Consider the following 24,657-nt stretch of genomic DNA (forward strand, 5'->3'; position numbering starts at 1 on the left):
CTCAATTCGTCCACGGGGGGTTTTTCCATTGGGTAAAAAAATGACGATCGCTAGCTTGATTCTAATGACAGCCGGCTTAACAGCATGCGGAGCAAACGATAATGCTATGAATGATACGCGCAATAACGGCAATACCCGTCCAATCGGATATTATACAAATGAAAATGACGCCGATAGACAGGGAGACGGAATCGACCACGATGGTCCTGTTTCTGAATTAATGGAGGATCAGAACGACGGTAACCGAAACACCACGAATGTAAATAACCGTGACCGTGTTACTGCTGACGATCGTGTTCCTTTGGCAACTGACGGAACATATAACAACACGAATAACCGAAACATGAATCGGAATGCAGCGAACAACGGGTATGACAACCAAGAAAACAGAAGACTGGCTGCAAAAATTGCCAACCGTGTGAAACAAGTGAAAAACATCAATGACACACAAGTTATGGTATCGGATGACCGAGTAGTTATCGCAGTCAAAAGCCACAGAGAGTTCACAAAGTCTGACAGAGATAATGTCGTAAAAGCAGCGCGCAACTATGCAAATGGCCGTGACGTTCAAGTATCAACAGATAAAGGGCTGTTCAGAAAACTTCATAAAATGAACAACCGCTAGGAAGGAAGGGCTGCCGGAAGTGATATTCGGCAGCCTTTTTCTTTGCATCAGCGAACAATTCCCATTAAAGTGTACATAGAAAATGTAAAAGAAGGTGAAAACATGGCAGGCCATTCCAAGTGGAAAAACATTCAAAAAAGAAAAAATGCACAGGATGCAAAGCGCGGGAAAATATTTATGAAGCTGGCAAAAGAAATCTATGTGGCAGCGAAAGAAGGCGGAGCGGATCCAGAAGTAAATTCAGCATTGCGTCTTGTCATCGAAAAAGCAAAAGGCGCCAATATGCCGAATGAAAATATAGATCGGGCCATTAAAAAAGCTGCGGGAGGCCAAGACGGAAGCAGCTATGAAGAAATCACCTATGAAGGCTACGGCCCTTCAGGGATTGCCGTCATGGTTGAATGCGTAACAGATAATAAAAACCGAACGGCGTCAAATGTGCGGACAGCCTTTAATAAAAATGGCGGAAGTCTGGGAGAAAGCGGATGTGTAGCCTTTTTATTTGAACGGAAGGGTTTCATTACGATAGACCGCACTGAACGGCAAATAGAAGAAGATGAGCTCATGCTTGATGTGCTTGAAGCAGGAGGAGAAGAGTTGCGAATTGAAGAAGACCTATATGAGGTTTTCACAGAGCCTGAGCATTTTGAAGAGGTGAAAACAGCCCTCGAATCGAAATATCCAATTTCTTCGGCGGAGGTGACCATGCTTCCCAATACCTATGCAGATGCCGATGATCAGGCTGTTGAGAAGCTGGAAACATTAATAGACATCCTTGAAGATGACGATGATGTTCAAGAAGTGTATACAAACTATCGCTCATAAAAAACCGGCACGATGTCATATCGGGCCGGTTTTAGTATGTTCAGGAGACACGTTCACTATCATGAGTGTATTCTTTCTCCCAGAAATCAGCGTTTTTGATACCCAGCGCTTTTGGATCAAAGACCGGGTCTAAGCCCTGCTTCTTTTGGCGCTCATAATCCTTTAAAGCAAGAAGCGCCGGTTTGGCAAGCAGCACAATGGCAATGACGTTCAGCCATACCATAATGCCAAGCCCTGCATCCCCTAATGCCCAAGCAAGTGAAGCTGTTTTCACAGTACCATAGAATGTGGCGGCTAAAATAATCAGTTTTAAGCCAAGCATTGCCCATTTGCTTTCTCTGCCTCGTGCTAAATAGGCGATATTTGTTTCTGCGATGTAGTAATACGCCATAATTGTTGTAAAAGCGAAGAAGAATAAAGCGATGGCAACAAAGCCTGCACCGAATCCGGGAAGAACACTGTCAATTGCCGCTTGTGTGAAACCAGGTCCTGCTTCTACGCCTTTAAGCTGGTGAACGATAAAGGAACCATCTGCAGCCGTGGTATTGTACATGCCGGTAAACAAGATCATGAAAGCTGTAGCGGAACATACAAACAAGGTGTCAATATAAACAGAAAATGCCTGAACCAGTCCCTGCTTGACCGGATGAGAAACCTCTGCAGCGGCTGCCGGATGCGGGCCTGTTCCCTGGCCGGCTTCGTTTGAGTAAATGCCACGTTTAACGCCCCAGGAAATCGCCATGCCGATCAAGCCGCCAAAAGCGGAATCCAATGCAAAGGCGCTTTTGAATATTAATGAGAGCACAGCAGGTAATTCAGACACATTCATGACAATAATAATCAAAGACAGCAGGATATATCCAATGGCCATAAATGGAACAATCATTTGCGCCGCACTGGCAATTCGTTTGACGCCGCCAAAAATAATAAACCCTAATAATAAAACCAGACCGCACCCTGTGACGAAAGGAGAGATGCCGAATGCATTTTGGATCCCAGCCGCAATGGAGTTGGACTGTACGCCTGGCATTAGAAAGGCCATTGCAATAAGGGCAGCAGCGGCAAATAAGACGGCAAACCACTTAATGCCTAAGCCTTTTTCTATATAATAAGCAGGGCCGCCCCGATATTGACCGTCTTGTTTTACTTTGTAAATTTGAGCAAGTGTTGATTCTACAAAGGCACTCGCCGCCCCGATAAAGGCAATCGCCCACATCCAGAACACCGCACCGGGTCCGCCGAATGCAATTGCTGTCGCCACTCCCGCGATGTTTCCTGTGCCCACACGGCCGGACAGCGCAATCGATAACGCTTGGAAAGATGAAACGCCGGCTTCAGAGCTCTTGCCTTTGAACATCTGAACAATCATTTCTTTTAAATGTCGGACTTGTAAAAAACGGGTCATAATTGAAAAGGCGAATCCAATTCCCAATAAAATATAAATGACGGGCGTACTCCATAAGACCGCATTCAAACTAGCAACAAAATCTGCCATCAAGCTTCCCCCTCACTTCAAATTCGAATACATGTATAAAAAGGATTTTGGTCTAATCGAACTATTTCTACAATCGATTTGTCACATTATATGACCTGTAATTATCAATAAGAAGAGGAAGGGAAAAAGAAAAAACGCGGCGTATCGACTACGCTGCGTTTTTCTACAGAGGCAAACTTATGGCAATTGTTATAAAATCCTTCAGCAACAAATAGCCTAGTTCAGTCAAACCGTATATAAAAGATAAAGCAATCACAAAATGATTGAAATGCTTTTCATCATTTGTTCCGTTCATCTTATTCATGTTTCATCACCTCGCTGACGCCTGCGGCGGTTCTTCACGGATCCAATGATCATCTTTTCGCCAATCATATGTTTCATCAGTATCAAGATGTAAAGTCTGATTGCCGATTTTCACTGTATTGTGATTGATCCACGTCACTGCTGGGCGGCTGTCAGGATAATTCCAGTAGATTGTTCTCTTGACAAGTGTTTTTTCATTTACAAGTTCACCTCTGGCTGCATCTAAGCTCAAGGTGTTTTCGGATACATAAGTGTTTAACGTATAGCTGCCGTCCGGCGATTCAACCGATTGGACGAGATTGCCTTTCGGAACGCTTTTTAGTGAAAATAACATCCAATAGATGGCGCCGCCGAAGAAGACCAGCAGGGCAAACATAATAAGCGGGATGTTGCTGCGTGTCTTAATGTGACTCTCTCCCTTTTTTTCTCTCATTTTACTATATATCGGATTCATATGATCTTTACATTTCTTTAAAATTACCTTAATAAAGCAATGATAAGATGAAATAAAGCCAATAAAGGGTGAGGGGAGACAGAAATGGAAAAAACGTATTGTCATTCCGGCGAGAAGGACCCAGAAGCGGTCTACTTAACTGTGAGAGGCTATCGAATTAAGCTGTCGCCTGAACAAATGAAACTGATTTCTGCCGTCAGAAAGTAAAAAATACATGATAAAGGCAGCCGCTTGTGCGGCTGCCTTTTTGATTTAAGAATATTTTCTTTTCCGCTGTGTGAAATGCTTTTGAAACCAATCTTTCTTATATAAAAATGCGATGATCTCCAGCCAAAAACCCGGAATCTTTTTGGGGAATATCGGTTTTTTGTAGAGTGCATGATATGCGGATTTTAAGTCGTCCCACTGCGTGCATGTTTTTGTCTGCTCAAATCTCGCAACATCAATCACCCGCACCGTCCCGGTTTCTGTCAATATCAGATTCCGCAAATGAATATCTGACGGGTTCAGTCCGGCTGCCCGGGCGTCAGAAAGCGCTTCTTCAACCTGCTGAATCATGTCATCACTGATTGCAATGCCTTTCTTCAGACAGTTATAAAAGGTTTCACCTTTAATATATTCCATGAGAATAAATGAATCGCCAGTTTCGTAAATGTCAGGATAGAATGCGGACCCGGCTAATTTTTCATAGATCGCTGCTTCTTTGACTGCTGTCGCTTGATATTCCGGAAAAAATACTTTCAGCGCCATTTTTCGACCGCCTTCTGTTAAGGCAAACACATAGGCGCTTCTTCCCTTGCCGATTAGTGTTAATTCCTCGGATTTCTCTTTGACTTTATCAAATCTGCTGTTCTTGCGGTATATGACGGAATGGGCCAGTGCCTCTGCTTTTGTCAGCATTTCATTCACCTTCTTTGCTCTATTTTATGCAGCTGTTTATAGGAAAATCATAAACTGTTCAGGAAAAAGAGCCTAATTCTAGTGTATCTGGTCTTGAAGAAGAAGGCTACTTATAAGCATGAATTGTGATAAAAGAGACATAGAACGTTTAATTTCCATTCTTGAAAAGCGCTTACAAATGGGATAGTATTAATTTTAAATAAAGCGCTTTCGTGAATGATCAAGGGGGAAGAAGCTATGACAACAAAACAGATTGTGACAGGGATTATCGGTGCAGGCCGCATCGGCAAACTTCATGTTCAAAATATAAGCCGGATTCCTCACATGAAAATAAAAGCAGTCTCTGACATTCAGGCAAGCCGTATAAAAAGCTGGGCCGACAGTCATCAGATTGAATACATAACCTCTGATTATCGTGATTTATTACATGATCCTGATATTGATGCTATTTTTATTTGCTCTCCTACAGCCGTACATGCACAGATGATCAAAGAAGCAGCCGAGGCGAAAAAGCATATATTTTGTGAGAAGCCCGTTAGTTTCTCTCTGGACGAAACGAGTGAAGCGCTTGCGGCTGTCCGGAAACACGGTGTAACACTTCAAGTCGGATTTAACCGCCGCTTTGATCCTCATTTTAAGAAAATCAAAACGATTGTTGAAAATGGTGAAATCGGTACACCTCATTTATTAAAAATCACGTCCCGGGACCCAGAACCCCCGAATATAGATTATGTCCGTACGTCAGGCGGATTGTTTATGGATATGTCGATCCATGATTTTGATATGGCCAGATATATTATGGGAAGCGAAGTGACGGAAGTGTATGCCAAAGGGGCGGCTTTGGTGAATCCTTCTTTTGCGGAGCTGGGTGATATTGATACAGCTGTTATTACACTGACTTTTGAAAACGGTGCCATGGCTGTGATTGATAACAGCCGCCAAGCTGTGTACGGATATGACCAGCGGGTTGAGGTTTTCGGGACGAAAGGCTCTGCAGCGGCTGATAATAGCAGGCCGACAACGGTTGAGGTGTCAACAGCTGATTTTGTGATGAAGGATAAACCGCATTTCTTTTTCCTTGAACGCTATAAGGATTCATATGAGGAGGAGATTCTCCGTTTTGCAGAAGCGATCGGCACAAACCAGGAGACTCCCTGCACCGGCAATGACGGTTTACAGGCCGGAAGGATCGCCAGAGCAGCACAGCAATCGCTTGCTTTTGGCATGCCTGTCAGCATTGAGCACACTGAAAAAATCGCTTTTTAATCTAACAGGATTACAATTCAGCAAGCTTGGGTATATACTCCATTGATACTTTAAGTAGGCGGTGGAGAAAATGAATACAGTACATGCTAAAGGAAATGTTTTGAACAAAATCGGAATTCCTTCTCACATGGTTTGGGGTTATATTGGCGTTGTCATCTTTATGGTTGGAGACGGCCTCGAACAAGGCTGGCTGTCTCCTTTTCTCGTTGATCATGGTCTCAGTATGCAGCAATCCGCATCGTTATTTACCATGTACGGCATTGCTGTCACCATCTCAGCTTGGCTTTCAGGAACGTTTGTCCAAACTTGGGGGCCGAGAAAAACGATGACTGTCGGATTGCTTGCATTTATCCTCGGTTCGGCCGCTTTTATCGGCTGGGCGATTCCTCATATGTATTATCCGGCTCTCTTGGGCAGCTATGCTCTTAGAGGCTTGGGATATCCGCTGTTTGCATACTCTTTTCTCGTATGGGTGTCATACAGCACCTCTCAAAATATTCTCGGCAAAGCCGTCGGCTGGTTTTGGTTTATGTTTACGTGCGGCCTTAACGTGCTCGGCCCGTTCTATTCCAGCTATGCAGTTCCGGCCTTTGGAGAAATCAATACGCTTTGGAGCGCTTTACTGTTTGTGGCGGCAGGCGGAATTCTTGCCTTATTTTTTAACAAAGATAAATTTACTCCGATACAAAAACAAGATCAGCCGAAATGGAAAGAATTGTCGAAGGCATTTACGATTATGTTTGAAAACCCTAAGGTAGGCATCGGCGGAGTGGTCAAGACGATTAATGCGATAGGACAATTTGGATTTGCCATCTTTCTTCCTACTTATTTAGCACGATACGGGTATTCGGTTTCGGAATGGCTGCAAATATGGGGGACGCTGTTTTTTGTGAATATTGTGTTTAATATCATTTTCGGTGCAGTCGGAGATAAACTAGGCTGGCGCAATACGGTCATGTGGTTTGGCGGTGTCGGATGCGGTATTTTTACGCTGGCGCTGTATTACACGCCTCAGCTGATCGGGCATCAGTATTGGGTGCTCATGATTATCGCCTGCTGCTACGGCGCGGCTTTAGCAGGGTACGTCCCATTAAGCGCGCTTTTGCCGACGCTTGCACCTGATAATAAAGGTGCTGCCATGTCAGTGTTGAATTTGGGATCTGGTTTATGTGCGTTTATCGCGCCGGGCATCGTGAGTCTTTTCATTGGGCCGCTCGGTGCAGGCGGCGTGATTTGGATCTTTGCGGCATTGTATTTTTTCAGTGCCTTTCTGACGCGATTCTTGACAATTTCTGAGCAAAGCACAGATGTGTATACGGAGGAACGGTTTGTCAGGGAAAATGTGCAGACAAATTTTGATAAAACGGTTAAGCAGTAGCCTCTTTGGTCAAACTAATCTTAAACGTGTGCAAAGAGGTGTAGAGGGTGAAACGATTCAGCACGGCGTATCTTTTGCTGGGCATTCTTTGCTCAGCGGCAGTATTTTTAATAGGAGCTCCTTCCCGCGCACTTGGCGCGGAAGTGGAGCACTATGAGCCGCTGCAGGTGCATGTGCAGCTTGAAAAGGTGTATTTGGACGGCGATGTCAGCATTGAGCATAAGCATGAAAAAGTGTTTTCTATGGATGATTTTTGGGCAGCTTATGCCGGATGGACGCTAGTGGAACAAAAAAAGGGATATGTGCTCTTCCGGAAGCAAATGGACGATATTTCTCCGCTCAGCAAGGTCAACGGGTATATCGGTGTATCGGATAATGGAGTGATTTCCACTTTTCATGGGCGGCCTGAGCCAGCTTCCGAACCAATTCAGTCTTTTTTTCAAATTGATTTAGAAAGGCTGGAAAGCCATATGCAAAAAAATCTGCTGAAAGGCATTCCATTTCGGACAAAAGCCGAGTTTGAGGATGTCATCGAACATATGAAGACATACAGCGGGTAGCGTCCGCTGATTGAAGACATGTATTCATGTCTTTTTTTTCGTGAAAGAATGAGAGAGAAGCGAACATATGTTAACTTTTCTATAAGACTTTGGCTGTTTTTATGGTACAATGAAGAACAGTCAAAGAGGTGAATTTGCGTGATTGAATTTGTTAAAGGGACGATTGATTATGTATCTCCCCAATATATTGTCATAGAGAACGGCGGCATCGGCTATCAGATTTTCACGCCGAATCCGTTTATATATAAGGAGAGAAGCCAAGAAACGATTTTTACATACCATCATATCAGAGAGGATGCTTTTTCGCTTTATGGTTTTTCAACAAGAGAGGAGAAGGCGCTCTTTACAAAGCTGTTAAACGTGACCGGAATTGGCCCGAAAGGAGCACTTGCCATCTTGGGCTCGGGTGATCCCGGAGCGGTCATCCAAGCAATTGAAAATGAAGATGAAGCTTTTTTGGTCAAGTTTCCTGGAGTAGGAAAGAAAACCGCACGCCAGATTATTCTAGATTTAAAAGGAAAGCTGGCAGATGTTGTGCCTGAAATGATTGAAAATCTGTTTAATCATGAAGAAAGGCTTGAAAAGCAAACAGCGGAAACGGCTCTTGAAGAAGCACTTGAAGCCCTCAGGGTTCTCGGATATGCTGAAAAAGAAATCAAAAAGGTGCTTCCTCACCTTAAAGAAGAAATTGGGCTGACAACAGACCAATATGTGAAAAAAGCATTACAAAAACTATTAAAGTAAGGTGATGTTCATGGATGAACGGCTCGTCTCAAGTGAAGCAGACAACCATGAATCAGTGATAGAGCAAAGCCTGAGGCCGCAAAATCTGGCACAGTATATCGGGCAGCATAAGGTAAAAGAAAATTTGCGCGTGTTTATAGATGCGGCGAAAATGAGACAGGAGACGCTGGATCATGTTCTTCTGTACGGGCCGCCCGGACTCGGAAAAACAACGCTTGCTTCGATTGTTGCTAATGAAATGGGAGTGGAATTGCGGACGACATCAGGGCCTGCGATTGAAAGGCCTGGTGATTTGGCTGCTATATTAACGGCGCTGGAACCGGGAGATGTATTATTTATTGATGAAATACATAGGCTGCACAGATCGATCGAAGAGGTGCTTTATCCTGCAATGGAAGACTTTTGCCTGGACATTGTGATTGGCAAAGGCCCATCTGCCCGCTCGGTTCGCCTCGACCTTCCGCCTTTTACGCTGGTGGGAGCCACGACGAGGGTGGGGCTTTTGACGGCTCCTTTAAGAGACAGATTCGGCGTAATGTCTCGCCTTGAGTACTATACACAAGAAGAACTGGCGGATATTGTCACAAGAACCGCTGATGTATTCGAGGTTGAGATTGATAAACCGTCGGCTCTTGAAATTGCAAGAAGATCGAGAGGGACGCCCCGCGTGGCGAACCGCCTGCTGAGAAGGGTGCGCGATTTCGCCCAAGTGCTGGGTGACAGCAGGATTACGGAAGACATTTCTCAGAATGCGCTGGAGCGGCTTCAGGTTGACCGCCTCGGTTTGGATCATATTGATCATAAGCTGCTGATGGGCATGATCGAAAAATTCAACGGCGGCCCAGTAGGCCTTGATACGATTTCAGCTACCATCGGCGAGGAATCGCATACGATTGAAGACGTATATGAACCATATCTGCTGCAAATTGGATTTATACAAAGAACGCCGCGTGGAAGGATCGTGACACCGGCCGTTTATCATCATTTCCAAATGGAGGCTCCCCGATATGACTGAATTTCCTAAGATCATTATGATTCTTGGTGCTGTTTTGCTTATTATCGGAGCAGTTTTGCATTTTGTCGGCAAGATGCCGGGAGATATTTTTGTAAAAAAAGGAAATGTTACGTTTTTCTTCCCGGTTGTCACTTGTATTATTATAAGTGTGGTATTATCAATTTTGCTTAATCTTTTTGGCAGAATGAAATAACAAAAGACTAGAATAAAGGTGAAATCATCATGAAAGTCGATTTATTTGATTTTGAACTACCAGAACGTTTAATTGCACAAGTACCGTTGGAGCAGCGTGATGCTTCAAGGCTGATGGTGCTCGATAAACATACAGGAGAGCTTACTGACAGCTCGTTTAAACACATTATCAGCTTCTTTAACGAAGGCGATTGTCTAGTCCTGAACAATACCCGGGTACTGCCTGCGCGGTTATTCGGCACAAAAGAGGATACCGGCGCGAAAGTGGAACTTCTTTTGTTGAAACAGGAAACCGGTGATAAATGGGAAACACTTGCCAAACCGGCGAAACGGGTGAAAAAAGGAACTGTTGTCACATTTGGAGACGGAAGATTGAAGGCAATCTGCACGGAAGAGCTTGAGCACGGCGGCAGAAAGATGGAATTTCAATATGACGGTATTTTCTACGAGGTGCTTGAATCCCTTGGAGAGATGCCGCTCCCTCCATATATCAAAGAACAGCTTGATGACAAAGAGCGCTACCAGACAGTGTATTCAAAAGAAATTGGCTCTGCTGCTGCGCCTACAGCTGGCCTTCACTTCACGGAAGAAATCTTACAGCAGCTGAAAGACAAAGGCGTGCAAATTGAGTTCATCACACTGCACGTAGGCCTTGGAACGTTTCGCCCTGTGAGTGCCGATGAAGTGGAAGAGCATAATATGCATGCAGAGTTTTATCAAATGTCAGAAGAAACGGCTGCAGCCTTAAACAAAGTAAGAGAAAATGGCGGTCGGATCATTTCTGTCGGCACGACCTCGACACGCACGCTTGAGACGATTGCCGGAGAACATGACGGGCAATTTAAAGCATCAAGCGGCTGGACATCTATTTTTATTTATCCGGGCTATGAATTTAAAGCCATTGACGGAATGATTACAAACTTCCATTTGCCGAAATCGTCATTGATTATGCTGGTCAGCGCGCTTGCTGGAAGAGAAAACATTCTGCGTGCCTATAACCATGCAGTGGAAGAGGAATACCGTTTCTTCAGCTTCGGAGACGCGATGCTGATTATATAATTTGAGAACAGGAGGCCTCATCAAAAGTGGCTGAACAACCAATACGCTATGAATTTATAAAAGAATGCAAACAAACAGGAGCGCGGCTGGGCAAAGTGCATACGCCTCACGGCTCCTTCGAAACGCCGGTTTTTATGCCGGTCGGCACACTGGCGACAGTCAAAACAATGTCGCCTGAAGAGCTGAAAGCAATGGATGCAGGCATCATTTTGAGCAACACTTATCATCTATGGCTTCGTCCGGGCCAAGACATTGTCAAAGAAGCGGGCGGGCTCCATAAATTTATGAACTGGGACCGCGCAATTTTAACAGATTCAGGCGGTTTTCAGGTCTTTTCTTTAAGCAAGTTTCGTAATATAGAGGAAGAGGGTGTCCATTTCCGCAATCATCTAAATGGAGACAAGCTGTTTTTATCTCCGGAAAAAGCGATGGAGATCCAAAACGCACTCGGCTCTGATATTATGATGGCGTTTGACGAATGCCCGCCATACCCGGCGGAGTACGACTACATGAAGAGGTCAGTTGAACGGACAAGCCGCTGGGCGGAACGCTGCCTGAATGCCCACAATCGTCAGGATGAACAAGGGCTGTTTGGTATTGTACAAGGCGGAGAATATGAAGATCTGCGGACACAAAGTGCGAAGGACTTGATTTCGCTTGATTTTCCGGGATATGCTATAGGCGGATTGTCTGTAGGTGAACCGAAGGATGTCATGAACCGTGTACTCGAATTCACAACACCGCTCTTGCCGAAGGATAAACCGAGATATCTGATGGGAGTAGGTTCTCCGGACGCACTGATCGACGGAGCGATCCGCGGGGTCGATATGTTTGACTGTGTGCTGCCTACACGGATTGCAAGAAACGGCACAGTGTTTACTGCTGAAGGACGACTCAATATGAAAAATGCGAAATTTGAAAGAGACTTCCGTCCGATTGATGAAGAGTGTGATTGCTATACATGTAAAAACTACACTCGCGCGTACATTAGGCACTTGATTCGCTGCAATGAAACATTCGGCCTTCGATTAACAACTTACCATAACCTTCATTTTCTGTTACACTTAATGGAGCAGGTAAGACAGGCTATTCGCGAGGATCGTCTGGGTGATTTCAGAGAAGAGTTCTTTGAGCGTTACGGCTATAACAAGCCAAATGCGAAAAGCTTCTAAATAAACATAACAGGCTTACAGAAAGGGGTGAAAATGATGACTGGCACTTTAGGTACATTGGTTCCTATTATTTTAATGTTTGCGGTCCTTTACTTCTTGCTGATTCGTCCTCAGCAAAAGCAGCAAAAGGCTGTACGCCAAATGCAAGAGGAACTGAAAAAAGGCGATTCAGTAGTGACAATCGGGGGATTGCACGGTACTGTTGACTCTATCGACGAAAGCAAAGTCGTAATTAAGACTGGTGATAACACACGTCTTACGTTCGACCGCCGCGCGATCAGAGAAGTTTCTGCTGCTGAATAACAGCAGGAGCTATACATAGCAAACAAAAAAGAGCGGGCAAGTGAGCCCGCTCTTTTTTATGTGGAAGACCTGTTTCCCCTCATGTTCACGCCGAAAATCCCGCCCAGCATGCACACCCCTAAAAATCCCAGATGGAAGATCAGCTGTTCTGCTGTAAATGTCTTTCCGAATCCTAAATACTGAAACAATAAGATAATCAGAGAAAAACTTAAGGCGGTCAATGCGCCAATCATCCAGCCTCTTTCCTTGCCTTTCCCGCCTGAAATGAATCCGCCAATAAATAAAGAGAGAAATGAGATAGCGGTGATCAGCCAGTTAAATGATGATTCTTCCAGCGAGGTTGCGGTCAATAAAAGTGAAACCGCTAAACTTGTCAGGAGCATGGCTGAAAATATGGCGATTAAGCCGTAAAGAATGCCTTTTCCAACTTGTTTCGTTTCCTCCATGATTGTCTCCTCTCTGCCTGTATTAAAAGGCTTCTGTTCTTTTTGTTCAAAACCGTCAGACATGCTGATGGCTCGTCTTTGTAAAAATGTATTCCCTTATCCCATGAATTAGACGTAAAAGCTTTGTGAAATGCAATCGGTTTTTCTTACATAAATTGATCATTTTGTTGCAACCTATAATGAGTTGGAGGTGCATAATGGAAGAGCTTCTCACTATTGCGTTTCGCACAGTCGTATTGTATTTTGTGATATTGGTCATTTTTCGTTTCATGGGCAAACGGGAGATCGGAGAGCTTAGTATTTTAGATCTAGTTGTTTTTATCATGATGGCTGAAATTGCCGTTTTAGCCATAGAAAACGTAGACGATCATCTATTTCATACCATTTTGCCAATGCTTGTATTAATGATCATTCAAGTGACTTTGGCATACTTTTCTTTAAAAAACCGAAAAGTCCGCCAGCTTCTTGACGGTAAGCCGACCATAATTATCAAATATGGAAAAATTGACGAAGAAGCCATGAAATCACAGCGTTATAATTTTGATGATTTAATGGTTCAGCTCAGAGAAAATAGCGTCGACAGAGTAGCTGACGTATCATTTGCCATTTTAGAGCCGTCGGGCAAACTGACTATTGTAAAGAAAGAAAATAGCGGAGAGCATCGGCAGCTCGAAATGCCGCTCATTATAGACGGCTTCATTCAAACAGAAAACCTGTCCAGAATCAGTAAAGATAAAAAATGGCTGCTCGAAAGTTTGCAAAAACACGGATACACAAACCCTTCAGATATTTCTTTTTGCTCGTTTACAGACGGAGAATTATTTATTGATGAAAAAGATGGGCACCGCCCGTAACCGTTATCGGACGATTAGACGTCCGATAATGGGAATGCGGCGAAGCTCATCTTTTTTAATTAAACGGAAAACGAGTAGGAGGATTATATAAATGGCGGCGCTCACCGCAATCCATCCGGCTAGATTGACAGCCTCAGATGCTCCAAAGCTTATATATTGTTTGATGGCGGAGCTGATAAATCCGCAAATTACAATAACAGCGAAGCTGAGCGCATACTCCTTGATTTTGATGCTGATCGGCAGCACTTTGCTTACGGTTGCTGCGTGCAATAGCGTGACGAGCACCATGCCTGTCACAATGGCTAATGCCGCGCCCATAATGCCAAGAGAAGGCCTTGTGGCAAGGACAAAAATAAGGCCTGTTTTGACAAGCGCTCCGATTAAGCTGTTCATCATCGCAGCTCCAGCCAAATTAAGCGCCTGCAGCACAGCTTGAAGCGGGCCTTGGAAATAATAAAGCAGAAAAAATGGGGCCATTACTTTTATAAATACAGCTGCGCCTGAGGAACCGTACATCACTCTCATCAGCTCATCTGCAAATACAAATAAAATAACAACTGAAATGCCTCCGCTGAGCAGACAGAGACGCATCGCCTGTTCCAAGCGGTATTCCACCACCTGCAATTTTTTCTGCTCCATTCCTTCACTGATCGCAGGAACAAGCGCGGTCGACAAAGAATATGTAATAAAGCTGGGCAGAGTCAGCAGCGTCATGGCAAAGCCGGTCAGTTCCCCGTATTGCTTTGTTGCGGCAACTGTTGCCACACCGGCGATGGCAAGGCTTTGAGCGACGACGATTGGCTCGAAAAACCAAGAGAGGTTTCCGATAAAGCGGCTCCCGGTCGTTGGAAGGGACACGCTCATTAATTGGGTAAAGGTTTGTTTTCCGTTTTTAATTGACTGGAAAAAATGCTTTCTGATTTTAATTGTCTTTTTATACTTAAAGCAAACGAATAAATAAAGAAGTGATGCCAGCTCCCCTGCCACTGAGGATAGCATTGCCCCCGCTGCAGCATATTCAATTCCGTAAGGGAGAAAAATCGTTGTGCAGACAGCCACGAGTGAAATGCGGACGACCTGTTCAAGGACTTGTGACATAGCAAGCGGGTTCATATTCTGTTTTCCTTGAAAGTATCCCCTCAGCACACTCGATATAGCAATAATCGGCACAACCGGCGTAATGGCCAAGAGCGGATACAGTGTTCGCTTATCTGTCAGCATCGTTTCAGCCATAACCGGGGCGAAAAACAGAAACAGCGGTGTAAAGATGAGGCTGAGCACTCCCGTGATGGTCAGAGACATGACTAAAATATTTTTCGTTTTTTGATGATCTCCGCGCGCACTGGCTTCAGCGACTAGCTTACTGATCGCGACCGGCAGACCGAATTGAGTTAATGTAGTGGCCAAGAAGAAGGTAGGCGCCGCCATCATGTAAAGCCCGACTCCTTCTTCACCGATAAAACGGGCGATAACCACCCGGTTGACAAACCCGAGCATTCTTGTAACCATTCCTGCTGCGATAAGGATAAGAGTGCCCTTTAAAAACGTCTGTTTCGCCATTTTTACCCCCTGCCTTCTCAAACTACCTGGAATCATATACAATAAAGATATGCGTATATATCGTCCAAGCATGACAAGTCTTCTTGAAAAACAATAAAAAAGGAGCGTGGAATTCGTGGAGAAGCATCCAGCCGATCTATATAAAGACCACGTCAGGCCGTTTCTTTACAGCAAACTGGAAGAGTTTAAGATTCTCGGGTATGATGATGTTGAACTCGAAAGTTTGTGGTCATACTTAACAGATAAGAAGTGGAAAAAGAAAACGGAACTGAACATTTATGAACTGGCGAGTGATATTTTATCAGTGAAAATTGGCGAATTTATGAACTATGCAACCGTTGAGTCATTTAAAACGTCTAATTGGCTGGGCAGTGAAGAGGGCCAGGAAGCATTGGAAGAACTGCTGAGATAGCAGGTTGATTCGCACAGGTTTAAGGGAGGATATACATAATGAAAAAAGGACGCTTGATTGCGTTTTTCCTTTTCGTTCTATTGATCGGCACGGGCTTGGGCTACTTTACGAAGCCTGCCGCTAACAATATTACGTTAGGATTGGATTTGCAAGGCGGATTTGAGGTGCTGTATGATGTACAGCCTGTAAAAAAAGGTGACAAAATCACAAAAGACGTTCTGGTCAGCACAGTAGAGGCATTGAACCGCCGGGCCAATGTTCTCGGTGTCAGCGAACCGAACATCCAAATTGAAGGGAATAACCGGATTCGCGTTCAGCTCGCTGGTGTGACAAACCAAAACAGAGCGCGTGAAATTTTGGCGACTGAAGCGCAGCTTTCTTTCAGAGATGCAAATGATAAGGAACTGTTAAACGGTGCTGATCTAGTCGAAAACGGCGCTAAACAAACTTATGATAGCACAACAAATGAGCCAATTGTCACGATTAAGCTGAAAGACGCTGATAAATTTGGTGAAGTGACCAAGAAGGTCATGAAAATGGCGCCAAACAACCAGCTTGTCATTTGGTTGGATTATGATAAAGGTGATTCCTTTAAGAAAGAAGTTCAAAAAGAGCATCCTAAATTTGTATCCGCTCCAAATGTAAGTCAGGAACTAAATACAACTGATGTAAAAATTGAAGGTCATTTCACAGCTCAAGAAGCGAAAGATTTAGCCAGCATTTTAAACGCAGGCGCACTTCCTGTGAAACTGACTGAAAAGTATTCGACATCAGTAGGCGCGCAATTCGGCCAGCAGGCTCTCCATGATACGGTGTTTGCCGGTATTGTCGGTATCGCAATTATTTTCTTATTTATGCTTTTCTATTACCGTCTGCCGGGATTAATCGCGGTGATTACGCTGTCTGTTTATATCTACATTACACTCCAGATCTTTGACTGGATGAATGCCGTACTCACGCTTCCGGGAATTGCCGCTCTCATTTTAGGTGTCGGGATGGCTGTTGACGCCAACATTATTACCTATGAGCGGATTAAAGAAGAGCTCAAGCTAGGAAAGTCAGTCCGCTCTGCCTTCCGTTCAGGAAACAGACGGTCATTTGCGACGATTTTTGATGCGAATATTACAACCATTATTGCAGCGGTTGTGCTCTTTATCTTTGGGACAAGCTCTGTTAAAGGGTTTGCGACAATGCTGATCCTATCGATTTTGACAAGCTTTATCACTGCCGTTTTCTTATCGAGATTTCTCCTCGCTCTCCTTGTGGAAAGCAGATGGCTTGATCGGAAAAAAGGCTGGTTTGGTGTCAATAAGAAACATATCATGGATATTCAGGATACGGATGAAAATACAGAGCCGCATACGCCATTCCAAAAATGGGATTTCACGAGCAAACGCAAATACTTCTTTATTTTCTCCAGTGCGGTCACGGTTGCCGGGATTATTATCCTGCTTGTGTTCAGGCTGAATCTTGGCATTGACTTTGCAAGCGGTGCACGGATTGAAGTGCAAAGCGACCATAAGCTGACGACAGAGCAAGTTGAGAAGGACTTTGAATCTCTGGGTATGGACCCTGATACTGTAGTTCTGTCAGGCGAAAAGAGCAATATCGGTGTTGCCCGTTTTGTCGGGGTGCCAGATAAAGAAACCATAGCAAAAGTAAAAACGTATTTTAAAGACAAATACGGATCAGAGCCAAATGTCAGCACAGTTTCACCGACAGTCGGTAAGGAGCTGGCAAGAAATGCGCTGTACGCAGTTGCTATAGCTTCTATTGGCATCATTATTTACGTTTCAATCCGATTCGAATACAAAATGGCGATTGCTGCCATTGCTTCATTGCTATATGACGCATTCTTTATCGTCACGTTCTTCAGTATTACAAGGCTTGAGGTAGATGTTACGTTCATCGCGGCCATCTTGACGATAATCGGGTATTCCATTAACGATACAATCGTTACATTTGACAGGGTCCGCGAGCATATGAAAAAGCGTAAGCCGAAAACATTTGCCGATCTGAACCATATAGTAAACCTGAGCCTGCAGCAAACCTTTACACGTTCAATTAACACTGTATTAACTGTTGTGATTGTTGTTGTGACATTGCTGATCTTTGGAGCATCTTCTATTACTAACTTCTCAATTGCTTTATTGGTCGGGCTGTTAACAGGCGTTTATTCTTCTCTATACATTGCCGCACAAATTTGGCTTGCATGGAAAGGAAGAGAACTGAAAAAAGATTCGGCGCAATAAAAAATATCAGGCTGTCCTCTGCAGGGCAGCCTGTTTTTTGAAGTTTCATTGAACTTAAAATAGACATTTGCTATAATGACATACGCTTACATTTAAACATATATATGGTGTTAAAAGTGTTTATGACTGGTTTTCAGATATGTAGGAGGGTTTATATATGAGGGTTCGCGAATCAGAGCTGCCGGGCATAGGACAAAAAGTTGAAATGATTACTAGAAACCGTGATAAAATTTCAATTATCATTCATCATGACGGACGGAGAGAGCTTTACTATTTTGACCAAAACGACCATGAGGAATGTGTTGCCTCCGTGCAGTTTGATGACGCTGAAGCAAGGCAAATGTCTGCAATTCTTGGCGGAATGGCATATAAACCGAAAGCATTAGAACAGGTCGAGTCAGCCCTTGATGATTTGATTATAGAGTGGTGTAAAGCAGAGGCGGGAGCGCCTGCCATTCATCAGACGATTGGTGATTTGAATGTGGGTCAGGAATATCATGTGACGGTCATTGCAATTGTTAAAAAGAATCAGGATAAACAACTGAATCCGAGCTCTGAAACAGTCATTGACGAAGGCGATACACTTGTGATTTCCGGTGAGGGAACCGGACTGAAGAGGCTGATCCGGGAAAAATTAACAGCGAAGGGATCTTAACCCAGTGTTAAGCCATGTTTAAAACCAGTCTTGATGGGGAAAGTTACCTCAATAAGAAGTTTGGGGGAAAAGAGAATGAATAAACAATGGACCATTATTTTCGCACTTATTTTCACCTTAATTGTCGCTATTTTCGCAGTCATTAATGTTCGATCCGTAGAAGTTGATTACCTGTTTGGAAGATCAGAATGGCCGCTCATTCTTGTTATTTTGGGCTCAGTTTTAATGGGAGCGCTGATCGTATTTTCTGTCGGCATTTTTCAGGTAATGAAATTGAAGCGGGAAATAAAAACCTTGCGGAAAGAAAATAGAACAGCAATACATAAACAAGAGGATACTCATCTTGCTGATCAGACTGACACACAGGATGCATCAGCCATGATTGAGAAAAAAGACTAGTTTTCGAATATTATTTGAAACCCCTCAGCCTGCTCTAGTATAATAGGGTGGTTGAGGGGTGAATTTATGTTAGCGTCAAAAATGCGATGGGAAATCCAGCGACCAGATCAGGATAAGGTCAAATCACTCACAGAACAATTGCATATAACACCTCTTGTTGCGTCCCTGCTTGTAAAAAGAGGCTTTGATACGGCAGAAAGCGCTAGGCTGTTTTTACATACAAAGGATGCCGATTTTTATGATCCTTTTGAAATGAAAGGCATGAAAGAAGCGGCAGATCGAATAAAACAGGCGATTTCACAACAAGAAAAGATTATGATATATGGCGATTATGACGCCGATGGGGTTACAAGTACGTCAGTGATGCTTCACACGCTGCAAAAACTGTCGGCTCAAGTTGATTTTTATATACCTGACCGTTTTAAAGAAGGATATGGACCTAATGAACAGGCGTTTCGTTCGATTAAAGAACGGGGCTTCTCTTTGATCATTACGGTTGATACAGGAATTGCCGCTGTGCATGAAGCGAAGGTGGCAAAGGAACTCGGACTGGATGTCATCATTACCGATCATCATGAACCGGGACCGGAGCTTCCGGATGTCCATGCGATCGTCCACCCGAAGCAGCCTGGCTGCACTTACCCGTTTAAAGAGCTTGCCGGGGTTGGAGTCGCGTTTAAGCTTGCCCACGCTTTATTGGGTGAACTTCCTGATGAACTGCTTGACCTGGCGGCTATCGGCACCATTGCCGATCTAGTCCCGCTGCATGACGAAAACAGATTAATTGCAACACTAGGACTTGAAAGGCTTCGACGGACAAATCGGCTCGGCTTAAAAAAGCTGATTAAGCTGTCAGGCGGAGACATCGGAGAAGCGAACGAAGAAACTGTCGGATTTCAGCTCGCACCAAGGCTGAATGCCGTCGGAAGAATCGAACAGGCAGATCCCGCTGTTCATTTGCTTATGTCAGAGGATTCGTTTGAAGCGGAAGAGCTTGCCGCAGAAATTGACCAGCTGAACAAAGAGCGCCAAAAAATGGTCAGCAAAATGACGGATGAAGCGATTGAAATGGTTGAACAGCAAGGGCTCGATCAAACTGCAATTGTCGTGGCCAAAGCCGGATGGAACCCGGGAGTCGTCGGGATTGTGGCTTCAAAGCTTGTGGACCGTTTCTACCGACCGGCCATTGTTCTTGGCATTGATGAAGAAAAGGGAATCGCTAAAGGTTCGGCCCGAAGCATCAGAGGATTTAATTTATTTGAGAGCCTTTCTGAATGCAGAGATATTCTTCCTCATTTCGGCGGCCATCCAATGGCTGCGGGGATGACGCTGAAAGCCGAAGATGTGCCGGATTTGCGAAGCAGGCTGAATGAAATAGCGGACAATACGCTTACGGAAGAGGATTTTATTCCCGTACAGGAAGTCGACCTTGCCTGCGGCGTCGAAGACATTACAGTTGAAAGCATCGCAGAAATGAACATGCTGTCTCCTTTTGGCATGCTGAACCCGAAACCGCATGTTCTCGTAGAAAACGCAGTACTGGAAGATGTCCGCAAGATAGGGGCAAATAAAACTCATGTCAAAATGACGATCAGAAACGAGTCGTCCCAGCTTGATTGCGTCGGTTTTAATAAAGGCGAGCTTGAAGAAGGCATCGTACCGGGTTCAAGAATTTCTATTGTCGGTGAGATGTCAATCAACGAATGGAACAATCGAAAAAAGCCGCAGCTTATGATAAAGGATGCCGCTGTTTCTGAATGGCAGCTGTTTGATTTAAGGGGAAAACGGACGTGGGAAGACACAGTTTCCGCCCTTCCATCTGCTAAACGGGCCATTGTCTCTTTCAAAGAAGACTCAACAACACTGCTTCAAACTGAAGGCCTTCGCCGAGAAGTGCACGTCATCAGTTCTAAAGATCAAGCAAAGGCGTTTGACCTCGATGGTGCATATATTGTATTACTGGATCCGCCGCCTTCGCTGGACATGCTCGCACGTTTGCTGGAAGGAAAGGCGCCCGAGCGGATATATTTTATTTTTCTCAATCATGAGGACCACTTTTTATCAACTTTTCCCGCAAGAGACCACTTTAAATGGTATTATGCGTTCTTGCTGAAAAGAGGCGCTTTTGACGTGAAAAAACACGGTTCAGAGCTTGCAAAACATAAAGGCTGGTCCGTTGAAACAATCAATTTCATGACAAAGGTGTTTTTTGATCTCGGTTTTGTTAAAATAGAGAATGGTGTGCTGTCTGTTGTGAGCGGAGCAAAGAAACGCGACTTAACAGACTCACAAACATATCAGGCGAAACAGCAGCTGATGGAACTGGATCAAAAGCTGAATTATTCTTCTGCTGAAGAGCTGAAGGAATGGCTGAATAAGCTGATGAAACAAGATTCAGAGGCTTATGAAAGTACGAGGAGGACATAAAACAGATGGATTTAAAACAATACGTAACAATTGTACCGGATTACCCGAAAGAGGGCGTGCAATTTAAAGATATTACGACACTGATGGATAAAGGCGATGTATACCGCTATGCCACAGATCAAATTGTTGAATATGCGAAAGAAAAGCAAATTGATTTGGTCGTTGGCCCTGAAGCGCGCGGCTTTATTATCGGCTGTCCCGTTGCTTACGCGCTTGGCGTAGGTTTTGCGCCGGTCCGCAAAGAAGGCAAGTTGCCTCGTGAAGTAATCAAAGTGGATTATGGCTTGGAATACGGAAAAGACGTATTAACGATCCACAAAGATGCGATTAAGCCTGGTCAGCGTGTGCTTATTACAGATGACCTGCTTGCGACAGGCGGCACAATTGAAGCGACAATCAAACTTGTTGAAGAACTTGGCGGCGTTGTTGCTGGTATCGCTTTCTTAATCGAGCTTTCTTACCTTGACGGCAGAAATAAGCTCGAAGATTACGACATCTTAACATTGATGAAATACTAAGGATAACCGCATAACGAAAAAGCACTCCATGTCAGGGTGCTTTTTTCCTATTGTTTTGCATTTATTTTATATAATATTTGGCTATTTGAACTTCTGCTCTTTACATCTTTCGTTTTTTTCTTGATAATAAACTACAATACAGTTTACATTTTAAAAAAGGTGATTCCATGGCGAACGAACAAGTATTGACTGCCGAGCAAGTTATAGATAAAGCGCGCAGCTATCTATCTGATGAGCATATCGCATTTGTCGAAAAAGCATATCTGTACGCTGAAGATGCTCATCGCGAGCAATACCGCAAATCGGGCGAGCCATATATTATTCATCCGATTCAGGTTGCGGGGATACTCGTTGATCTTGAAATGGACCCTTCCACAATCGCGGGCGGATTTTTGCACGATGTCGTGGAAGATACAGATGTGACGCTCGATGACCTGAAAGAAGCATTTTCCGAAGAAGTGGCAATGCTTGTAGACGGCGTAACGAAACTCGGCAAAATTAAATATAAATCTCAAGAGGAACAGCAGGCGGAAAATCATCGCAAAATGTTTGTCGCTATGGCTCAAGATATCAGGGTCATATTGATCAAGCTGGCGGATCGTCTTCACAATATGCGGACACTGAAACATCTGCCTCAGGAAAAACAGCGGAGAATCTCCAATGAAACGCTGGAAATTTTTGCTCCTTTGGCGCATCGTCTCGGGATTTCAAAAATTAAGTGGGAATTGGAAGATACGGCGCTCCGTTATTTGAACCCTCAGCAATATTACAGAATTGTCAACCTCATGAAGAAGAAACGTGCAGAACGAGAGCTTTATGTCGATGAGGTTGTCAATGAAGTGAAGAAACGTGTCGAAGAAGTAAATATCAAGGCTGACTTCTCGGGACGCCCGAAACATATTTACAGCATTTATCGAAAAATGGTGCTGCAAAATAAGCAATTCAATGAAATTTACGATTTGTTGGCTGTCCGTATTCTTGTGAATAGCATAAAGGACTGCTACGCGGTGCTTGGCATCATTCACACATGCTGGAAACCGATGCCAGGCAGATTCAAAGATTATATCGCAATGCCGAAGCCGAATATGTATCAATCGCTTCATACAACGGTTATAGGGCCTAAAGGCGATCCGCTTGAAGTGCAGATCCGCACCTTTGAAATGCATGAAATAGCGGAATACGGGGTTGCGGCTCACTGGGCTTATAAAGAAGGGAAAGCAGCCAATGAAGGTGCAACCTTTGAGAAAAAGCTTTCTTGGTTCCGTGAAATTTTAGAATTTCAAAATGAATCGACAGATGCAGAAGAATTTATGGAATCGCTCAAAATTGATTTGTTCTCTGACATGGTGTATGTCTTTACGCCAAAAGGAGATGTAATCGAGCTTCCGTCCGGTTCTGTTCCGATTGACTTTTCTTACCGGATTCACTCTGAAATCGGCAATAAAACAATCGGTGCCAAAGTAAACGGAAAAATGGTTACGCTTGACCATAAGCTTCGGACAGGTGATATCGTTGAAATTCTCACCTCTAAGCATTCCTACGGTCCGAGCCAGGATTGGGTGAAGCTTGCCCAAACATCCCAAGCGAAGCATAAAATCCGTCAATTCTTTAAGAAACAGCGGCGTGAAGAAAATGTCGAAAAAGGCCGTGAGCTGGTCGAAAAAGAAATTAAAAACTTGGATTTTGAATTGAAGGATGTTTTAACGCCGGAGAATATTCAAAAGGTTGCTGACAAATTTAATTTCTCAAATGAAGAGGATATGTACGCGGCGGTCGGTTACAACGGCATCACAGCTCTGCAGGTGGCGAACCGCCTAACAGAAAAAGAGAGAAAGCAGCGCGATCAGGAAGAACAGGAAAAGATCGTTCAGGAAGTCACTGGGGAACCTAAGCCATACCCGCAAGGAAGAAAACGGGAAGCTGGCGTTCGTGTCAAGGGCATTGACAACCTCCTTGTCCGTTTATCAAAATGCTGCAATCCTGTGCCAGGTGATGATATTGTCGGCTTTATCACAAAAGGCAGAGGGGTTTCGGTCCATCGCGAAGACTGTCCGAATGTCAAAACGAATGAAGCCCAAGAGCGGCTGATCCCGGTAGAGTGGGAGCATGAGTCACAAGTTCAAAAGCGCAAGGAATACAATGTTGAGATAGAGATTCTTGGGTATGACCGCCGCGGATTGCTGAACGAGGTGCTCCAGGCAGTGAATGAAACGAAAACAAATATTTCATCTGTCTCTGGCAAATCGGATCGCAATAAAGTGGCAACCATCCATATGGCGATTTTCATACAGAATATCAATCACTTGCACAAAGTCGTCGAGCGTATTAAACAGATTAGAGATATCTACTCTGTGCGCCGCGTCATGAACTAAAGGGGTTAGAAAATGAGATTAGTTGTTCAGCGAGTAACAGAAGCAAGCGTTACAGTGGACGAAGAGGTCGTCGGCCAAATTGGACAAGGCCTTATGGTGCTGGTCGGCATCACTCACGATGATACAGAAGATGATGCAGCTTATTTAGCCGATAAAGTTGTCAATCTCCGTATTTTCGATGACAGTGAAGGGAAAATGAATCTGTCTCTTGTAGATATAGGAGGAGAGATTTTATCCGTCTCACAGTTTACGCTTTATGGAGATACGAAAAAAGGGCGCCGGCCGAACTACATGAACGCGGCCAAACCTGATAAAGCTTTAGGTCTTTATGAAAAATGGAATGACCTGCTTCGTGAAAAAGGAATCAAAGTGGAGACCGGAACGTTTGGAGCAATGATGGATGTTCAGCTTACAAACTCCGGACCGGTCACGCTCATTATGGATTCAAAATAAAAAAAGCTGCCAAAAGGC

Annotated in this window: 27 protein-coding genes and 1 pseudogene; 21 read left to right on the forward strand and 7 right to left on the reverse strand. The window is 44.2% G+C overall.

Features of this window, described 5'->3' with window-relative positions; all coding sequences use genetic code 11:
- Positions 1–28 precede the first annotated feature (28 nt).
- A complete protein-coding gene (gene sgpA, locus MKY10_RS07715) occupies positions 29–625 on the forward strand; it encodes a spore germination protein SgpA (RefSeq protein ID WP_015714450.1) in 597 nt (198 codons plus the stop codon).
- Between the two features lie 102 nt (positions 626–727).
- Complete coding sequence (locus MKY10_RS07720; protein WP_015251555.1) at positions 728–1,450, forward strand: YebC/PmpR family DNA-binding transcriptional regulator; 723 nt, start codon at positions 728–730, stop codon at positions 1,448–1,450.
- A gap of 40 nt (positions 1,451–1,490) precedes the next feature.
- On the opposite strand, the gene MKY10_RS07725 is transcribed toward MKY10_RS07720, so the two are convergent.
- From MKY10_RS07725 to MKY10_RS07740, 4 genes and pseudogenes are all read right to left on the reverse strand, one after another.
- Complete coding sequence (locus tag MKY10_RS07725; protein ID WP_044052486.1) at positions 1,491–2,945, reverse strand: alanine/glycine:cation symporter family protein; 1,455 nt, start codon at positions 2,943–2,945, stop codon at positions 1,491–1,493.
- A 163-nt stretch (positions 2,946–3,108) separates the two neighbouring features.
- Positions 3,109–3,249 (reverse strand): hypothetical protein, encoded by a 141-nt coding sequence (locus MKY10_RS07730; RefSeq protein WP_004398683.1) that lies wholly within the window; start codon positions 3,247–3,249, stop codon positions 3,109–3,111.
- 6 nt (positions 3,250–3,255) lie between these two features.
- Positions 3,256–3,624 (reverse strand): DUF5412 domain-containing protein, encoded by a 369-nt coding sequence (locus tag MKY10_RS07735; protein WP_257724450.1) that lies wholly within the window; start codon positions 3,622–3,624, stop codon positions 3,256–3,258.
- 3 nt (positions 3,625–3,627) lie between these two features.
- Positions 3,628–3,702: pseudogene (locus MKY10_RS07740) on the reverse strand (hypothetical protein); the annotation flags it as partial.
- A gap of 84 nt (positions 3,703–3,786) precedes the next feature.
- Here MKY10_RS07740 and MKY10_RS07745 point away from each other — a divergent pair.
- Positions 3,787–3,909 (forward strand): hypothetical protein, encoded by a 123-nt coding sequence (locus MKY10_RS07745; protein ID WP_003229707.1) that lies wholly within the window; start codon positions 3,787–3,789, stop codon positions 3,907–3,909.
- A gap of 45 nt (positions 3,910–3,954) precedes the next feature.
- On the opposite strand, the gene MKY10_RS07750 is transcribed toward MKY10_RS07745, so the two are convergent.
- Positions 3,955–4,602 (reverse strand): phosphotransferase, encoded by a 648-nt coding sequence (locus tag MKY10_RS07750; RefSeq protein ID WP_015251558.1) that lies wholly within the window; start codon positions 4,600–4,602, stop codon positions 3,955–3,957.
- Between the two features lie 237 nt (positions 4,603–4,839).
- Here MKY10_RS07750 and iolG point away from each other — a divergent pair, with 237 nt between their 5' ends.
- The 9 genes from iolG to yajC all read left to right on the forward strand — a co-directional run bounded on the left by iolG (position 4,840) and on the right by yajC (position 12,291).
- Positions 4,840–5,868 (forward strand): inositol 2-dehydrogenase, encoded by a 1,029-nt coding sequence (gene iolG / locus MKY10_RS07755; RefSeq protein WP_015251559.1) that lies wholly within the window; start codon positions 4,840–4,842, stop codon positions 5,866–5,868.
- A gap of 70 nt (positions 5,869–5,938) precedes the next feature.
- Complete coding sequence (locus MKY10_RS07760; protein ID WP_003246197.1) at positions 5,939–7,246, forward strand: MFS transporter; 1,308 nt, start codon at positions 5,939–5,941, stop codon at positions 7,244–7,246.
- 47 nt (positions 7,247–7,293) lie between these two features.
- Complete coding sequence (gene bofC, locus MKY10_RS07765; protein ID WP_003229715.1) at positions 7,294–7,806, forward strand: sporulation cell-cell signaling protein BofC; 513 nt, start codon at positions 7,294–7,296, stop codon at positions 7,804–7,806.
- A gap of 138 nt (positions 7,807–7,944) precedes the next feature.
- Complete coding sequence (ruvA, locus tag MKY10_RS07770; protein WP_003229717.1) at positions 7,945–8,550, forward strand: Holliday junction branch migration protein RuvA; 606 nt, start codon at positions 7,945–7,947, stop codon at positions 8,548–8,550.
- A gap of 10 nt (positions 8,551–8,560) precedes the next feature.
- Complete coding sequence (ruvB, locus tag MKY10_RS07775; protein WP_003229718.1) at positions 8,561–9,565, forward strand: Holliday junction branch migration DNA helicase RuvB; 1,005 nt, start codon at positions 8,561–8,563, stop codon at positions 9,563–9,565.
- Entirely contained in the window at positions 9,558–9,758 is a 201-nt protein-coding gene (locus tag MKY10_RS07780; protein ID WP_003222669.1) for a DUF2905 domain-containing protein, read from the forward strand. The genes ruvB and MKY10_RS07780 overlap by 8 nt, the downstream gene beginning before the upstream one ends.
- A 29-nt stretch (positions 9,759–9,787) precedes the next feature.
- Positions 9,788–10,816 carry a tRNA preQ1(34) S-adenosylmethionine ribosyltransferase-isomerase QueA gene (gene queA, locus MKY10_RS07785; protein WP_003229723.1) on the forward strand — a complete coding sequence of 343 codons (1,029 nt, stop codon included), beginning with the start codon at positions 9,788–9,790 and terminating at the stop codon, positions 10,814–10,816.
- Between the two features lie 26 nt (positions 10,817–10,842).
- Positions 10,843–11,988 carry a tRNA guanosine(34) transglycosylase Tgt gene (gene tgt, locus MKY10_RS07790; protein WP_003229725.1) on the forward strand — a complete coding sequence of 382 codons (1,146 nt, stop codon included), beginning with the start codon at positions 10,843–10,845 and terminating at the stop codon, positions 11,986–11,988.
- Positions 11,989–12,024: 36 nt separating this feature from the next.
- Complete coding sequence (gene yajC, locus MKY10_RS07795; protein WP_004398708.1) at positions 12,025–12,291, forward strand: preprotein translocase subunit YajC; 267 nt, start codon at positions 12,025–12,027, stop codon at positions 12,289–12,291.
- Positions 12,292–12,347: 56 nt separating this feature from the next.
- Here the strand turns inward: yajC and MKY10_RS07800 are convergent, their stop codons facing one another.
- Positions 12,348–12,737 carry a TIGR04086 family membrane protein gene (locus tag MKY10_RS07800; RefSeq protein ID WP_004398667.1) on the reverse strand — a complete coding sequence of 130 codons (390 nt, stop codon included), beginning with the start codon at positions 12,735–12,737 and terminating at the stop codon, positions 12,348–12,350.
- 197 nt (positions 12,738–12,934) lie between these two features.
- Here MKY10_RS07800 and MKY10_RS07805 point away from each other — a divergent pair, with 197 nt between their 5' ends.
- A complete protein-coding gene (locus tag MKY10_RS07805) occupies positions 12,935–13,591 on the forward strand; it encodes a DUF421 domain-containing protein (RefSeq protein WP_015251561.1) in 657 nt (218 codons plus the stop codon).
- A gap of 3 nt (positions 13,592–13,594) precedes the next feature.
- Here the strand turns inward: MKY10_RS07805 and spoVB are convergent, their stop codons facing one another.
- Complete coding sequence (gene spoVB / locus MKY10_RS07810) at positions 13,595–15,151, reverse strand: stage V sporulation protein B (RefSeq protein ID WP_015251562.1); 1,557 nt, start codon at positions 15,149–15,151, stop codon at positions 13,595–13,597.
- Positions 15,152–15,266: 115 nt separating this feature from the next.
- Here spoVB and comN point away from each other — a divergent pair, with 115 nt between their 5' ends.
- From comN to dtd, 8 genes are all read left to right on the forward strand, one after another.
- Complete coding sequence (comN, locus tag MKY10_RS07815; RefSeq protein WP_003229735.1) at positions 15,267–15,563, forward strand: post-transcriptional regulator ComN; 297 nt, start codon at positions 15,267–15,269, stop codon at positions 15,561–15,563.
- A 38-nt stretch (positions 15,564–15,601) separates the two neighbouring features.
- A complete protein-coding gene (gene secDF, locus MKY10_RS07820) occupies positions 15,602–17,815 on the forward strand; it encodes a protein translocase subunit SecDF (protein WP_015251564.1) in 2,214 nt (737 codons plus the stop codon).
- Positions 17,816–17,972: 157 nt separating this feature from the next.
- Entirely contained in the window at positions 17,973–18,470 is a 498-nt protein-coding gene (locus tag MKY10_RS07825; protein WP_015251565.1) for a cation:proton antiporter regulatory subunit, read from the forward strand.
- A gap of 75 nt (positions 18,471–18,545) precedes the next feature.
- The gene (locus tag MKY10_RS07830) at positions 18,546–18,869 is read left to right on the forward strand and encodes a lipopolysaccharide assembly LapA domain-containing protein (protein WP_003229740.1); all 324 of its coding nucleotides are present in this window, start codon (positions 18,546–18,548) and stop codon (positions 18,867–18,869) included.
- Between the two features lie 66 nt (positions 18,870–18,935).
- Positions 18,936–21,296, forward strand: a complete 2,361-nt coding sequence (gene recJ, locus MKY10_RS07835) for a single-stranded-DNA-specific exonuclease RecJ (protein WP_044052487.1) — start codon at positions 18,936–18,938, stop codon at positions 21,294–21,296.
- 5 nt (positions 21,297–21,301) lie between these two features.
- Positions 21,302–21,814 (forward strand): adenine phosphoribosyltransferase, encoded by a 513-nt coding sequence (locus tag MKY10_RS07840; RefSeq protein ID WP_003229745.1) that lies wholly within the window; start codon positions 21,302–21,304, stop codon positions 21,812–21,814.
- 167 nt (positions 21,815–21,981) lie between these two features.
- Positions 21,982–24,186: a GTP diphosphokinase gene (gene relA / locus MKY10_RS07845; RefSeq protein ID WP_003229747.1), complete on the forward strand. Its 2,205-nt coding sequence runs from the start codon at positions 21,982–21,984 to the stop codon at positions 24,184–24,186.
- A 12-nt stretch (positions 24,187–24,198) separates the two neighbouring features.
- Entirely contained in the window at positions 24,199–24,639 is a 441-nt protein-coding gene (gene dtd, locus MKY10_RS07850; protein WP_004398689.1) for a D-aminoacyl-tRNA deacylase, read from the forward strand.
- Positions 24,640–24,657: the final 18 nt, after the last annotated feature.

Origin of the sequence: Bacillus sp. FSL P4-0290 (assembly GCF_037975435.1) — a bacterium.
GTDB classification, from domain to species: Bacteria; Bacillota; Bacilli; order Bacillales; family Bacillaceae; genus Bacillus; species Bacillus subtilis.

Coding starts and splice junctions, on each gene's coding strand:
- MKY10_RS07720 (WP_015251555.1), top strand. CDS start 728: ATGGCAGGCCATTCCAAGTGGAAAAACATTCAAAAAAGAAAAAATGCA.
- MKY10_RS07725 (WP_044052486.1), bottom strand. CDS start 2,945: ATGGCAGATTTTGTTGCTAGTTTGAATGCGGTCTTATGGAGTACGCCC.
- MKY10_RS07730 (WP_004398683.1), bottom strand. CDS start 3,249: ATGAATAAGATGAACGGAACAAATGATGAAAAGCATTTCAATCATTTT.
- MKY10_RS07735 (WP_257724450.1), bottom strand. CDS start 3,624: ATGTTTGCCCTGCTGGTCTTCTTCGGCGGCGCCATCTATTGGATGTTA.
- MKY10_RS07745 (WP_003229707.1), top strand. CDS start 3,787: ATGGAAAAAACGTATTGTCATTCCGGCGAGAAGGACCCAGAAGCGGTC.
- MKY10_RS07750 (WP_015251558.1), bottom strand. CDS start 4,602: ATGCTGACAAAAGCAGAGGCACTGGCCCATTCCGTCATATACCGCAAG.
- iolG (WP_015251559.1), top strand. CDS start 4,840: ATGACAACAAAACAGATTGTGACAGGGATTATCGGTGCAGGCCGCATC.
- MKY10_RS07760 (WP_003246197.1), top strand. CDS start 5,939: ATGAATACAGTACATGCTAAAGGAAATGTTTTGAACAAAATCGGAATT.
- ruvB (WP_003229718.1), top strand. CDS start 8,561: ATGGATGAACGGCTCGTCTCAAGTGAAGCAGACAACCATGAATCAGTG.
- MKY10_RS07780 (WP_003222669.1), top strand. CDS start 9,558: ATGACTGAATTTCCTAAGATCATTATGATTCTTGGTGCTGTTTTGCTT.
- queA (WP_003229723.1), top strand. CDS start 9,788: ATGAAAGTCGATTTATTTGATTTTGAACTACCAGAACGTTTAATTGCA.
- yajC (WP_004398708.1), top strand. CDS start 12,025: ATGACTGGCACTTTAGGTACATTGGTTCCTATTATTTTAATGTTTGCG.
- MKY10_RS07800 (WP_004398667.1), bottom strand. CDS start 12,737: ATGGAGGAAACGAAACAAGTTGGAAAAGGCATTCTTTACGGCTTAATC.
- MKY10_RS07805 (WP_015251561.1), top strand. CDS start 12,935: ATGGAAGAGCTTCTCACTATTGCGTTTCGCACAGTCGTATTGTATTTT.
- spoVB (WP_015251562.1), bottom strand. CDS start 15,151: ATGGCGAAACAGACGTTTTTAAAGGGCACTCTTATCCTTATCGCAGCA.
- secDF (WP_015251564.1), top strand. CDS start 15,602: ATGAAAAAAGGACGCTTGATTGCGTTTTTCCTTTTCGTTCTATTGATC.
- MKY10_RS07825 (WP_015251565.1), top strand. CDS start 17,973: ATGAGGGTTCGCGAATCAGAGCTGCCGGGCATAGGACAAAAAGTTGAA.
- MKY10_RS07830 (WP_003229740.1), top strand. CDS start 18,546: ATGAATAAACAATGGACCATTATTTTCGCACTTATTTTCACCTTAATT.
- recJ (WP_044052487.1), top strand. CDS start 18,936: ATGTTAGCGTCAAAAATGCGATGGGAAATCCAGCGACCAGATCAGGAT.
- MKY10_RS07840 (WP_003229745.1), top strand. CDS start 21,302: ATGGATTTAAAACAATACGTAACAATTGTACCGGATTACCCGAAAGAG.
- relA (WP_003229747.1), top strand. CDS start 21,982: ATGGCGAACGAACAAGTATTGACTGCCGAGCAAGTTATAGATAAAGCG.
- dtd (WP_004398689.1), top strand. CDS start 24,199: ATGAGATTAGTTGTTCAGCGAGTAACAGAAGCAAGCGTTACAGTGGAC.